Below are 11,920 nucleotides of genomic sequence, written 5' to 3'. Positions count from 1 at the left end.
TTACTCAGAGTTAAGTGACGATAGCCTAGGAGATACACCTGTACCCATGCCGAACACAGAAGTTAAGCCCTAGAACGCCGGAAGTAGTTGGGGGTTGCCCCCTGTGAGATATGGAAGTCGCTTAGCTCTAGGGAGTTTAGCTCAGCTGGGAGAGCATCTGCCTTACAAGCAGAGGGTCAGCGGTTCGATCCCGTTAACTCCCATAGGTCCCGTAGTGTAGCGGTTATCACGTCGCCCTGTCACGGCGAAGATCGCGGGTTCGATTCCCGTCGGGACCGTTTAAGATAACGAAAGTTATTTTAGACTCGTTAGCTCAGTTGGTAGAGCAATTGACTTTTAATCAATGGGTCACTGGTTCGAGCCCAGTACGGGTCATATCTGCGGGTTTGGCGGAATTGGCAGACGCACCAGATTTAGGATCTGGCGCTTAACGGCGTGGGGGTTCAAGTCCCTTAACCCGCATTAAGATATAATAAATGAGCCGGCTTAGCTCAGTTGGTAGAGCATCTGATTTGTAATCAGAGGGTCGCGTGTTCAAGTCATGTAGCCGGCATTTTTAGATAGAAGAAAATAGTGCGAACGTAGTTCAGTGGTAGAACACCACCTTGCCAAGGTGGGGGTCGCGGGTTCGAATCCCGTCGTTCGCTTAGAGAGGCCGGGGTGGCGGAACTGGCAGACGCACAGGACTTAAAATCCTGCGATTGGTAACGATCGTACCGGTTCGATTCCGGTCCTCGGCATAATATAATGAGCACCCTTAGCTCAACTGGATAGAGTACCTGACTACGAATCAGGCGGTTAGAGGTTCGACTCCTCTAGGGTGCATTTTTCTATTTAACTCGGGAAGTAGCTCAGCTTGGTAGAGTACTTGGTTTGGGACCAAGGTGTCGCAGGTTCGAATCCTGTCTTCCCGATTCATGGCGGTGTAGCTCAGCTGGCTAGAGCGTCCGGTTCATACCCGGGAGGTCGGGGGTTCGATCCCCTTCGCCGCTATAATGATCTTGTTGGACCTTTAGCTCAGCTGGTTAGAGCTCTCGGCTCATAACCGAGTGGTCGTAGGTTCAAGTCCTACAAGGTCCATTTGAATAGTATGGAGGATTACCCAAGTCCGGCTGAAGGGAACGGTCTTGAAAACCGTCAGGCGTGTAAAAGCGTGCGTGGGTTCGAATCCCACATCCTCCTTTTTTATTAACGCGGGATGGAGCAGCTCGGTAGCTCGTCGGGCTCATAACCCGAAGGTCGTAGGTTCAAATCCTGCTCCCGCAATAAGGCTCGGTAGCTCAGTTGGTAGAGCAATGGATTGAAGCTCCATGTGTCGGCGGTTCGATTCCGTCTCGCGCCATTTTTACTTATAGCATGTATGCGGGTGTAGTTTAGTGGTAAAACTACAGCCTTCCAAGCTGTTGTCGCGAGTTCGATTCTCGTCACCCGCTTTGAACTTTGTTCAAATTACCAAGTTTTTAACTTGGGCGCGTAGCTCAGGTGGTTAGAGCGCACGCCTGATAAGCGTGAGGTCGGTGGTTCGAGTCCACTCGTGCCCATTAATAGGAGAATTACTCAAGAGGCTGAAGAGGACGGTTTGCTAAATCGTTAGGTCGGGTAACTGGCGCAAGGGTTCGAATCCCTTATTCTCCGTTTTATTGAGAGTTTATATCTCTCTTTTTGTATTTTAAGAATAGTAGAATAATAATTTCAGATTTGTAAAACTTAATTGTATTACTTATCTGAAGTTTTTTGGCTCTTTGTCAACTGTAGTGGGTTGAAGAAAAGCTAATACTCTTCAAAAATCAAATTCAAACCGTGTAAACGTTACTTTGCCGTACTCAAGTACAGCCTGCGGCTAGTTTCCTAGTTTGCTTTTTGATTTTTATTGAGTATAATCTCGAGAAAGGACAAAATTCGTCCTTTCTTTTTTGATGTTCAGAGCGATAAAAATCCGTTTTTTGAAGCTTTCGAAGTTTCGAAAACCAAAAGCATTGCGCTTGATAAGTTTGATAAGATTATTGGTGGCTTCCAGTTTGGCGTTGGAATAGGGTAGTTGAAGGGCGTTGGCGATCTTCTCTTTTTCCTTGAGAAAGGTTTTAAAGACAGTCTGAAAAAGAGAATGAACCTTCTTTAGATTATCGTCAATGAGCCCGAAAAATTTCTCCGGATCCTTATTCTGAAAGTGACAAAGCAAGAGCTGATAGTGATGATAGTGATGTTTCAAGTCTTCTGAATAGTTCAAAAGCTTGTCTAGAATCTCTTTATTAGTTAAGTGCATACGAAAAGTAGGGCGATAAAATCGCTTATCACTCAGTTTACGGCTATCCTGTTGAATGAGTTTTCAGTAGCGCTTGATAGCCTTGTATTCATGGGATTTTCGCTCAAACTGATTCATGATTTGGACACGCACACGACTCATGGCACGACTTAGATGTTGAACAATGTGAAAGCGATCAAGTACAATTTTGCACACGGAAAAAGCTGTTTAGCCAAGTCATAGTAGGGACTAAATATATCCATAGTAATGATTTTCACCTGAGAACGAACGGCTCTATCGTAGCGCAGAAAGTGATTCCGGATGATAGCTTGTGTTCTCCCTTCAAGAACAGTAATGATATTGAGCTTTTCAAAATCTTGCGCAATGAAACTAATCTTTCCCTTTGTAAAAGCGTACTCATCCCAGGATATAATTTCAGGAAGACAAGAAAGATCATGCTTAAAACGGAAGTCATTGAGTTTGCGAATAACAGTTGAAGTTGAAATGGCCAGCTGATGAGCAATGTCGGTCATAGAAGTTTTTTCAATCAACTTTTGAGCAATCTTTTGATTGATGATACGAGGGATTTGGTGATTCTTCTTGACGAGAGAAGTCTCAGCTACCATCATTTTAGAGCAATGATAGAGCACTTAAAACGGCGCTTTTTAAGTAGGATTCTAGTAGCCATACCAGTTGTTTCAAGGTAAGGAATCTTAGACGGTTTTTGAAAGTCATACTTCTTCATCAAACTACCACAATCAGGACAAGGTGGAGCCTCATAATTCAGTTTAGCGATGATTTCCTTGTGTGAATCCCTATTAACGATATCCATAATTTGGATATTGGGGTCTTTGATATCGAGTAGTTTTGTGATAAAACATAATTGTTCCATATGATTCTTTCTAATGATGGTTTGGTTGCTTTTCATTATAGATCTTATGGGACTTTTTTTCTACACAAAATAGGCTCCATAATATCCATAGGGGATTTACCCACTACAGAAATTATAGAGCTTCTTTGTCAACTATAGTAGATTGAAATAAGATATGAACAAATCGATTAGGAAAATCAAATTAAATTCTAGAAATGTTTTAGCAGTCACTATGTAATAATCTAACTTCAATCAACTACATATTGTCGATTTTATGGTTGTGCTTGTTTATTACTACTTCCAACTCTTTAGTGAAATTTCTCCGCTATTTAGCCAGATTTCTTTTCCGTTATCACATTGAACTAAAAGTTTTCCACTTTCAGAGATATCTTTAGCAAGCCCCTTGTAGTCTTTCTGTTCTAGTGTAAAAGTCACTTCTTTTCCTAGAACGAAGGACTGTTTTTTATATAGGTATAATAGCTCTTCTGCTGGTGTTTCGAAGAAAGCACGCCATATCTCTATAATTAATTCATTTCTGGTTATAGGTGCTGGTGCTTTAAATAGACTAGCAGCTTTTTCTTTTAATTCCTGGGGGAAGTCTTTAATAGTAAAGTTGATTCCTACTCCAATAATGATATCTGTGACTAAGCCAGTTTCTACAGAGGTCATTGCCTCAGTAAGGATTCCTCCAATTTTATGATTGTTTAGGTAGATATCATTGACCCATTTTATGTCGATATCTATTAAAGTTAGGTTCTTAATGGCTTTGTAGACAGCTCCTGCTACAAGTAGTGTGTAGGATGGTAATTTGTCATAGGGGAGATTTGGTTTAAGATGGAGTGTCATATAAATGCCCCCTTGTGGGGAGTAGAAAGAACGTTGAAAACGGCCTCGGCCAGCTGTTTGATAGGAAGCTAGGTAGAGAGTATTTGCTTCATTCCCTAAATCAATTGCTTCTTTTGCATCTAGTTGTGTCGATTTTGTTTCTGGTTTAAAACTGACATTAATTGGAAGATTTTTTTCTAGAATCTCTGGAAGAATAAGGTCACCATTCATCAGTTTATATCCTTTGTTTTTGATACTATCAATTTCAATGCCTTCTTGTTCTAGTCGCTTGATGGCTTTCCAAATTGATGTTCGGCTTAGGGATAGTTCTTCTGCAATTTTTTCTCCGCTGATATAGTCGGTTTCTTTAGATAGGATTTGGTAGACAGCTTGGTAGGATTTCATAGTGTTGCCTTTCTTTAAGAATAGTATATGATTTGAATCTAGTTTGGATAGTTGCGCCTAATCTATATTTTATTACTACTATTTTAACATATGCCTAGTCTTTACGGTATGATTTTCTTGGAGTAAATGTAGTACTAATGATTGAGTTTTGAAATCCCAGTATTTTTGCTCCCTTTTTTACCTAGTAAACGTTTCCTTTGTTTTCAAATTGCTAAAAAAGTGGTACAATAAAGGGTAGCTTACTATTATCTGAATCAGTTGATTTGGAGAGAAAGGATTCATTTTGAAATCAATAGGCTTTATTGAAAAGCTGAAAGGGTTGTCTAGTAAAGAGCTGATTTTATTGGGAATTATCCTGAGTATCTTTTTACCCTTTTATCTTTTTGTAGTTGTATTCTGTTTATATATTATCAGTTTAATTTTCACAGGAGACATGAAAAGTATTCTTCAGAAAATGGGAGAGCATCCGATGCTGCTTCTTTTTCTTGGCTATAGTACTGTTATATCCGTTTTTGCACAAAATTGGATGGGAGTTGTTGCTTCAGTAGGAATGTTTCTATTTACTGTTTTCTTTTTGCACTATCAGTCGATTTTATCACATAAATTCTTTCGATTGATTTTGCAGTTCGTCTTGTTTGGTAGCGTCTTGTCAGCTGCTTTTGCGAGTTTAGAACATTTCCAAATTGTGAAGAAATTCAACTATGCTTTTCTTTCACCCAATATGCAGGTGTGGCATCAGAATCGTGCAGAAGTGACCTTCTTTAATCCTAATTATTATGGAATTATTTGTTGTTTCTGTATCATGATTGCTTTCTATCTGTTTACAACGACCAAGTTGAATTGGTTGAAAGTATTCTGTGTGTTTGCAGGCTTTGTGAATCTCTTTGGTTTGAACTTTACGCAAAATCGAACTGCCTTTCCTGCTATTATCGCTGGAGCCATTATTTATCTCTTTACGACCATTAAAAACTGGAAGGCCTTTTGGCTTAGTATAGGGGTCTTTGCGATTGGCTTGAGTTTCCTCTTTTCCAGTGATTTGGGAGTTCGGATGGGAACTTTAGATTCCTCTATGGAAGAACGAATTTCTATCTGGGATGCTGGGATGGCCTTGTTTAAACAAAATCCTTTTTGGGGTGAAGGGCCATTAACCTATATGCACTCTTATCCTCGGATACACGCTCCTTATCATGAACATGCTCACAGCCTTTATATTGATACGATTCTGAGTTACGGAATTGTGGGGACTATTTTATTAGTTTTGTCTTCTGTTGCTCCTGTTCGCTTGATGATGGATATGAGTCAGGAGTCGGGGAAACGTCCGATTATCGGTCTTTATCTATCTTTCCTTACCGTGGTTGCTGTACACGGAATCTTTGACTTAGCTCTCTTCTGGATCCAGTCAGGCTTCATTTTCTTGCTAGTTATGTGCAGTATTCCGTTGGAGCATCGAGCGTTGGTATCGGACATGACGGATTAAGTATATAAGATTACAATCTTCTACCTTGTGTAGGAGATTTTTTTACAGGGAAAAATTATTTCTAAATCGAAATAGTTGACAATTAAAATAATAAATATTATAATATTTTTTATTCATATCGATATAGAAATAAATTGGAGGTGCCATGAAAGATAGTCATTTGGTAGCCCATCATATTCGTTTGTTGAATGGGCGGATTTTTCAGAAGTTACTGAGCCAAGATCCTGAGGCTCTTTATAGGGGTGAACAGGGTAAGATTTTAGCGGTTTTATGGAATAGTGAAACTGGCTGCGCAACTGCGACAGATATCGCGCTTGCGACTGGGCTTGCGAATAATACGCTGACGACTATGATAAAAAAGCTAGAGGAACAAAAGCTTGTAATTGTTAGTCCGTGTGGGAAAGACAAGCGTAAGAAGTATTTAGTGTTAACTGAGTTAGGCAAGTCCCAGAAAGAAGTGGGACATCGTGTCAGTCAGAGATTGGATACGATTTTTTACAAAGGATTTTCAGAGGAAGAAATTCGTCAGTTTGAAGCCTTTCAAGAAAGAATTTTGGCTAATCTGAAAGAGAAGGCAAATGAGGATTAAAATGGAGCAAATTAGCTGTTTTTAAGTAAAGGCCACTTTCGACTTTGTTTTCCAACTATTAGGACAAGGAAACTATGTGGTTAGCTATGGTCAGACTCAGATTGATGGAGTTGCTTATGCCCAGTACGATATCCTCCGTCTAGAAAACGGGAAAATTGTGGAGCATTGGAATAATAAAGAAGTTATGCCTAAGGTAGAAGACTTGACCAATCGAGGGAAGTTTTAAATTGAGGATACAGAATGATTGAATACAAGAATGTAGCTTTACGTTACACAGAAAAAGATGTCTTGAGAGATGTCAATTTACGGATTGAGAATGGGGAGTTCATGGTTTTAGTTGGTCCATCTGGCTCAGGTAAGACGACTATGATTAAGATGATTAACCGTCTCTTGGAACCGACTGATGGAAATATTTATATGGATGGCAAGCGCATCAAAGACTATGATGAGCGTGAGCTTCGTCTCTCTACTGGCTATGTTTTACAGGCCATTTCTCTCTTTCCTAATCTAACGGTCGCGGAAAACATTGCCCTGATTCCTGAGATGAAGGGATGGACTAAGGAAGAAATTGCTAAGAAAACTGAAGAGCTTTTGGCTAAGGTTGGCTTGCCAGTAGCTGAGTATGGGCATCGTTTGCCTAGTGAATTATCTGGTGGGGAGCAACAGCGTGTTGGAATTGTACGGGCTATGATTGGTCAGCCTAAGATTCTCCTCATGGATGAACCTTTTTCAGCCTTGGATGCTATTTCTCGCAAACAGTTGCAGGTTCTGACTAAAGAATTGCATAAAGAGTTTGGGATGACAACGATTTTTGTAACCCATGATACGGATGAAGCCTTGAAATTGGCGGATCGTATTGCTGTCTTGCAGGATGGAGAGATTCGCCAGGTAGCGAATCCCGAGACCATTTTAAAAGCGCCTGCCACAGACTTTGTAGCAGACTTGTTTGGAGGTAGTGTTCATGACTAATTTAATTGCAACTTTTCAGGATCGTTTTAGTGATTGGGTGACAGCCCTATCTCAACATTTGCAGTTGTCACTGTTGACCTTGTTACTAGCTATTTTTATCGCGATTCCCTTGGCTGTTTCTCTTCGCTATCATGAGAAGTTGGCCGACTGGGTCTTGCAGATTGCAGGGATTTTCCAGACTATCCCGTCACTGGCCTTGTTGGGACTCTTTATCCCCTTGATGGGAATTGGAACCTTGCCGGCTTTGACAGCTTTAGTGATTTATGCGATCTTTCCGATTTTACAAAATACCATCACTGGGCTCAAGGGAATTGATCCAAGTCTGCAAGAGGCTGGGATTGCCTTTGGGATGACTAGGTGGGAGCGTCTCAAGAAGTTTGAAATTCCACTTGCCATGCCTGTTATCATGTCTGGGATTCGGACAGCAGCAGTATTGGTTATCGGTACGGCAACCTTGGCGGCCTTGATTGGTGCAGGGGGACTGGGTTCCTTTATCCTTTTGGGAATTGACCGTAATAATGCCAGTCTGATTTTGATTGGGGCACTTTCTTCTGCAGTGCTAGCCATTGCCTTTAACTTCCTACTAAAAGTGATGGAAAAAGCAAAATTGCGGACGATTTTTTCTGGTTTTGCCTTGATGGCAATATTGCTCGGTCTATCTTATAGTCCAGCTCTCTTGGCTCAAAAAGAGAAAGAGAACCTGATCATTGCTGGGAAATTGGGGCCAGAACCAGAAATTTTGGCCAATATGTATAAGTTGCTAATTGAAGAAAATACCAGTATGACTGCGACTGTTAAACCGAATTTTGGGAAAACAAGCTTTCTCTATGAAGCTCTGAAAAAAGGCGATATTGATATTTATCCTGAATTTACCGGTACGGTGACTGAAAGTTTACTTCAGCCATCACCGAAAGTGAGTCATGAGCCAGAGCAGGTTTATCAGGTAGCGCGTGATGGCATTGCCAAACAGGATCATCTAGCTTATCTCAACCCCATGTCTTATCAAAATACCTATGCTGTAGCTGTTCCGAAAAAAATTGCTCAAGAATATGGCTTGAAGACTATTTCGGACTTGAAAAAAGTGGAAGGGCAGTTGAAGGCAGGCTTTACACTTGAGTTTAATGACCGTGAAGATGGAAATAAGGGCTTGCAATCAATGTATGGTCTCAATCTCAATGTGGCAACCATGGAGCCAGCCCTTCGCTATCAGGCAATTCAGTCAGGTGATATTCAAATCACGGATGCCTATTCGACTGATGCGGAATTGGAGCGTTATGATTTACAGGTCTTGGAAGATGACAAGCAACTCTTCCCACCTTATCAAGGGGCTCCACTCATGAAAGAAGCTCTTCTCAAGAAACATCCAGAGTTGGAAAGAGTTCTTAATAAATTGGCTGGTAAGATTACAGAAAGCCAGATGAGCCAGCTCAACTACCAAGTCGGTGTTGAAGGCAAGTCAGCAGAACAAGTAGCCAAGGAATTTCTCCAAGAACAAGGTTTGTTGAAGAAATGATGGGGCATAGACTTTAAACATACTGAACTAAACTTCCTTAAACGACTAGATAAAAGAATGCTCAGACAATTTCGTCTGGGCTTTTTGATTTTAGGGTTATTGAATGTCACTTAAAATGGAAAGAAAGAGAAAATTTTCAGGAATTTGCAAATTTTACTGTAAAGACACTTAGATATTCATAAAATAGGTGTATAATGTGTTGTGAATTACTTAACAAATAAGGGTTTTCAGCTCATGTCGACTAAGGCTGGAAATCTTGTGTATAGACAGTTCATTATATAATAGGGCGTTGCGTCCGAAAGTCTATCCAGATACGGCTCTTTAAAAACAAAAGGAGAAATGATGCATACTTATTTGCAAAAGAAAATTGAAAATATCAAAACAACCCTAGGTGAAATGTCAGGTGGTTACCGTCGTATGGTTACGGCTATGGTTGATTTAGGATTTTCAGGAACTATGAAGGCTATCTGGGATGACCTCTTTGCCCATCGTAGTTTTGCCCAGTGGTTGTATTTGCTGGTTTTAGGAAGTTTTCCTCTCTGGCTAGAATTGATTTATGAACACCGTATTGTTGACTGGATTGGGATGATTTGTAGCTTGACAGGGATTATCTGTGTTATCTTTGTATCGGAAGGTCGAGCAAGTAATTATCTTTTTGGCTTGATTAACTCTGTTATTTACCTTATTTTGGTACTACAGAAAGGCTTTTATGGTGAGGTACTGACGACACTTTACTTCACAGTTATGCAACCGATTGGACTTCTAGTTTGGATTTATCAGGCACAGTTTAAGAAGGAAAAGCAGGAGTTTGTCACGCGTAAACTGGACGGCAAGGGCTGGACAAAGTATCTTTCCATTAGTGTTCTTTGGTGGTTGACCTTTGGCTTTATTTATCAGTCTATTGGTGCCAATCGTCCCTATCGTGATTCAATCACAGATGCGACCAATGAGGTAGGGCAAATCCTCATGACAGCTGTTTACCGTGAACAGTGGATATTCTGGGCAGCTACCAATGTCTTTTCAATCTATCTCTGGTGGGGAGAAAGCCTGCAAATTCAAGGGAAATACCTGATTTATCTCATCAACAGTATAGTTGGTTGGTATCAATGGAGCAAGGCTGCTAAGCAGAATACTGACTTACCTAACTAGGAAAAGATGTTTGAAAGTGCTATTTTAAGTTTTGGGATAAAACAGATAGAGTTGATAATAAAGGGTTTTATACTCAATGAAAATCAAAGAGCAAACTAGGAAACTAGTCATAGGTTTCTCAAAGCACTGCTTTGAGGTTGTAGATAAGACTGACGAAGTCAGTAACATATCTACGGCAAGGCGACGTTGACGTGGTTTGAAGAGATTTTCGAAGAGTATTATATTATGAAAAAGAGGATCGGCGGGTCCTCTTTTGTTGTTGAAAAGATAAAAAACTCAGTAACCTAGAAATAAGGCAACTGAACTTTACTCTGTATTCAAATTTTAGGAGTGAGAAGGTCTAGATAAAATTGGACAACTTCCTGAACTGTAAAATCTTGTCCTTTTTTGAGCCACCAGGTCAATGTCTCGATAAAGTTGGTTACAACTAAGTGTTGGAGATAAGAAGCAGGCAAACTTGGGTGTGCTTCTTTCAAATCATCAACCAGCATGGGGTAGACGTGGTGTTCCAACTCTCTCTGGAGTTGGCGGAGGAAGTAGTCATTCTTGGAGAATAGTAAACTGGTGATATGATTTTGGTTTTTCTGAAAATGCAGAAAGAGGTGGGCGAGGTAATCTTCGGTTGAAATGGCTTGCTCTCTTTCAAAAAGATGATGGAATAGGTAGCGGCAAAGCTCGTCCAGAAGCAGCTCCTTGCTCTCATAGTGACAGTAAAAAGTAGAACGTCCCACATCTGCGAGATCAATAATATCCTGAACAGTAGTGGCCTCGTAGCCCTTAGTGTTCAAAAGTTGTAGAAAAGCTTGATAGATGGCTTTTTTTATTTTACTGGTACGGCGGTCAATGTTAGTCATATGGACACTTGAGGCAAATTGTTCAGAACTGAATAAAGCTGACCTTTTGCTTCTATCCTTTCTTTGAGTTTTAGTGGATAATGATAATGAACAAGATGTTCATAAATCTATTATAACAAAGGAATGAGAAATATGAAGGCAAAATATACTGTTTGGCTAGCTTTTTTCTTAAATTTGACTTATGCCATTGTCGAGTTTATCGCTGGTGGAGTGTTTGGGTCCAGTGCAGTTCTTGCTGACTCGGTGCATGACTTGGGAGATGCGATTGCTATTGGGATCTCAGTCTTTTTGTAAAGTATCTCCAATCGTGAAGAAGACAGCCACTATACCTTGGGCTACAAGCGTTTTAGCCTTTTAGGAGCCATGATAACGGCTGTGATTCTTATGACAGGGTCCGTTTTGGTCATTTTGGAAAATATAGCGAAAATCTTTCATCCACAATCGGTCAATGATGAGGGGATTCTCTGGTTAGGAATTATTGCGATTATTATCAATGTGCTAGCGAGTCTCGTCATTCGCAAAGGACAAACCAAGAATGAATCCATTCTCAGCCTGCACTTTCTGGAAGATACCTTGGGTTGGGTGGCTGTCATCCTGATGGCCATTGTTCTTCGATTTACCGATTGGTATATCTTGGATCCGCTCTTGTCTCTTGCTATTTCCTTCTTTATTCTGTCAAAAGCCCTTCCACGTTTTTGGAGCACGCTCAAGATATTCCTCGATGCAGTGCCAGAAGGAGTAGATATCCAGAAGATCAAGACGGATTTAGCAGAATTGGACCATGTCGCTAGTATCAATCAGCTTAATCTCTGGACTATGGATGGTTTGGAAAAAAATGCCATTGTCCATGTTTGTTTAAAAGAGATGGAGCATATGGAAACTTGTAAAGAATCTATTCGAATTTTCCTCAAAGATTGTGGCTTTCAAAATATTACCATTGAAGTTGATGTTGACCTAGAAAGTCACCAAGCACATAAGCGAAAGGTGTGAGTTGGAGCGGAATCATAGAGATTATTAGAGAAACAG

At 40.4% G+C, this 11,920-nt stretch carries 7 protein-coding genes, 17 tRNA genes, 1 rRNA gene and 3 pseudogenes; 25 read left to right on the top strand and 3 right to left on the bottom strand.

Going from position 1 to position 11,920, the window contains the following annotated elements; genetic code table 11:
* Positions 1–10 precede the first annotated feature (10 nt).
* The 18 genes from rrf (at position 11) to FJR73_RS05820 (ending at position 1,635) form a co-directional block, all read left to right on the top strand.
* Positions 11–126: ribosomal RNA gene (rrf, locus tag FJR73_RS05905) — 5S ribosomal RNA — on the top strand.
* Between the two features lie 4 nt (positions 127–130).
* Positions 131–203: transfer RNA gene (locus tag FJR73_RS05900), tRNA-Val, on the top strand.
* A 2-nt stretch (positions 204–205) separates the two neighbouring features.
* Positions 206–278: transfer RNA gene (locus tag FJR73_RS05895), tRNA-Asp, on the top strand.
* A 24-nt stretch (positions 279–302) separates the two neighbouring features.
* Positions 303–375: transfer RNA gene (locus FJR73_RS05890), tRNA-Lys, on the top strand.
* Positions 376–380: 5 nt separating this feature from the next.
* Positions 381–462, top strand: a tRNA-Leu gene (locus FJR73_RS05885).
* An 18-nt stretch (positions 463–480) separates the two neighbouring features.
* Positions 481–553, top strand: a tRNA-Thr gene (locus tag FJR73_RS05880).
* Positions 554–575: 22 nt separating this feature from the next.
* Positions 576–647: transfer RNA gene (locus FJR73_RS05875), tRNA-Gly, on the top strand.
* 7 nt (positions 648–654) lie between these two features.
* A tRNA-Leu gene (locus tag FJR73_RS05870) sits at positions 655–740 on the top strand.
* Positions 741–751: 11 nt separating this feature from the next.
* Positions 752–825: transfer RNA gene (locus FJR73_RS05865), tRNA-Arg, on the top strand.
* A gap of 15 nt (positions 826–840) precedes the next feature.
* A tRNA-Pro gene (locus FJR73_RS05860) sits at positions 841–914 on the top strand.
* A gap of 5 nt (positions 915–919) precedes the next feature.
* Positions 920–993, top strand: a tRNA-Met gene (locus FJR73_RS05855).
* Positions 994–1,006: 13 nt separating this feature from the next.
* A tRNA-Ile gene (locus tag FJR73_RS05850) sits at positions 1,007–1,080 on the top strand.
* A gap of 12 nt (positions 1,081–1,092) precedes the next feature.
* Positions 1,093–1,182 (top strand) — tRNA-Ser (locus FJR73_RS05845).
* Between the two features lie 10 nt (positions 1,183–1,192).
* Positions 1,193–1,266, top strand: a tRNA-Met gene (locus tag FJR73_RS05840).
* Between the two features lie 3 nt (positions 1,267–1,269).
* A tRNA-Phe gene (locus tag FJR73_RS05835) sits at positions 1,270–1,342 on the top strand.
* Positions 1,343–1,362: 20 nt separating this feature from the next.
* Positions 1,363–1,433, top strand: a tRNA-Gly gene (locus FJR73_RS05830).
* A 34-nt stretch (positions 1,434–1,467) separates the two neighbouring features.
* A tRNA-Ile gene (locus FJR73_RS05825) sits at positions 1,468–1,541 on the top strand.
* A 6-nt stretch (positions 1,542–1,547) separates the two neighbouring features.
* Positions 1,548–1,635, top strand: a tRNA-Ser gene (locus FJR73_RS05820).
* Positions 1,636–1,867: 232 nt separating this feature from the next.
* On the opposite strand, the pseudogene FJR73_RS05815 reads toward FJR73_RS05820, so the two are convergent.
* Together FJR73_RS05815 and birA are read right to left on the bottom strand one after the other, a co-directional pair.
* A pseudogene (locus tag FJR73_RS05815) lies at positions 1,868–3,134 on the bottom strand (ISL3 family transposase).
* A 273-nt stretch (positions 3,135–3,407) separates the two neighbouring features.
* Complete coding sequence (gene birA, locus FJR73_RS05810; RefSeq protein ID WP_140833887.1) at positions 3,408–4,343, bottom strand: bifunctional biotin--[acetyl-CoA-carboxylase] ligase/biotin operon repressor BirA; 936 nt, start codon at positions 4,341–4,343, stop codon at positions 3,408–3,410.
* 283 nt (positions 4,344–4,626) lie between these two features.
* On the opposite strand from birA, the gene FJR73_RS05805 reads away from it, so the two are divergent.
* The 6 genes and pseudogenes from FJR73_RS05805 to pnuC all read left to right on the top strand — a co-directional run bounded on the left by FJR73_RS05805 (position 4,627) and on the right by pnuC (position 10,040).
* Positions 4,627–5,820 carry an O-antigen ligase gene (locus FJR73_RS05805; protein ID WP_140833884.1) on the top strand — a complete coding sequence of 398 codons (1,194 nt, stop codon included), beginning with the start codon at positions 4,627–4,629 and terminating at the stop codon, positions 5,818–5,820.
* A 145-nt stretch (positions 5,821–5,965) separates the two neighbouring features.
* Positions 5,966–6,409 (top strand): MarR family winged helix-turn-helix transcriptional regulator, encoded by a 444-nt coding sequence (locus tag FJR73_RS05800; protein WP_140833882.1) that lies wholly within the window; start codon positions 5,966–5,968, stop codon positions 6,407–6,409.
* 34 nt (positions 6,410–6,443) lie between these two features.
* A pseudogene (locus tag FJR73_RS05795) lies at positions 6,444–6,635 on the top strand (polyketide cyclase); the annotation flags it as partial.
* A 14-nt stretch (positions 6,636–6,649) separates the two neighbouring features.
* Positions 6,650–7,378 (top strand): ABC transporter ATP-binding protein, encoded by a 729-nt coding sequence (locus tag FJR73_RS05790; protein WP_140833878.1) that lies wholly within the window; start codon positions 6,650–6,652, stop codon positions 7,376–7,378.
* Complete coding sequence (locus FJR73_RS05785; protein ID WP_140833875.1) at positions 7,371–8,891, top strand: ABC transporter permease/substrate-binding protein; 1,521 nt, start codon at positions 7,371–7,373, stop codon at positions 8,889–8,891. The genes FJR73_RS05790 and FJR73_RS05785 overlap by 8 nt, the downstream gene beginning before the upstream one ends.
* Before the next feature lie 342 nt (positions 8,892–9,233).
* Positions 9,234–10,040, top strand: coding sequence for a nicotinamide riboside transporter PnuC (gene pnuC, locus FJR73_RS05780; RefSeq protein ID WP_181146612.1), 807 nt, complete (start codon positions 9,234–9,236; stop codon positions 10,038–10,040).
* A 317-nt stretch (positions 10,041–10,357) separates the two neighbouring features.
* Here pnuC and FJR73_RS05775 read toward each other — a convergent pair whose 3' ends face one another.
* Positions 10,358–10,894 carry a TetR/AcrR family transcriptional regulator gene (locus tag FJR73_RS05775; protein ID WP_140833870.1) on the bottom strand — a complete coding sequence of 179 codons (537 nt, stop codon included), beginning with the start codon at positions 10,892–10,894 and terminating at the stop codon, positions 10,358–10,360.
* A 132-nt stretch (positions 10,895–11,026) separates the two neighbouring features.
* Between FJR73_RS05775 and FJR73_RS05770 the strand changes: the two are divergent.
* Positions 11,027–11,912, top strand: a pseudogene (locus FJR73_RS05770) (cation diffusion facilitator family transporter).
* The last annotated feature ends 8 nt before the right edge of the window (positions 11,913–11,920 follow it).

Origin of the sequence: Streptococcus sp. D2, from assembly GCF_006385825.1 — a bacterium.
GTDB lineage: Bacteria > Bacillota > Bacilli > Lactobacillales > Streptococcaceae > Streptococcus > Streptococcus shenyangsis.
Note: the sequence above shows the minus strand (reverse complement) of the source record. Positions and strands in the feature narration are given on the sequence as shown.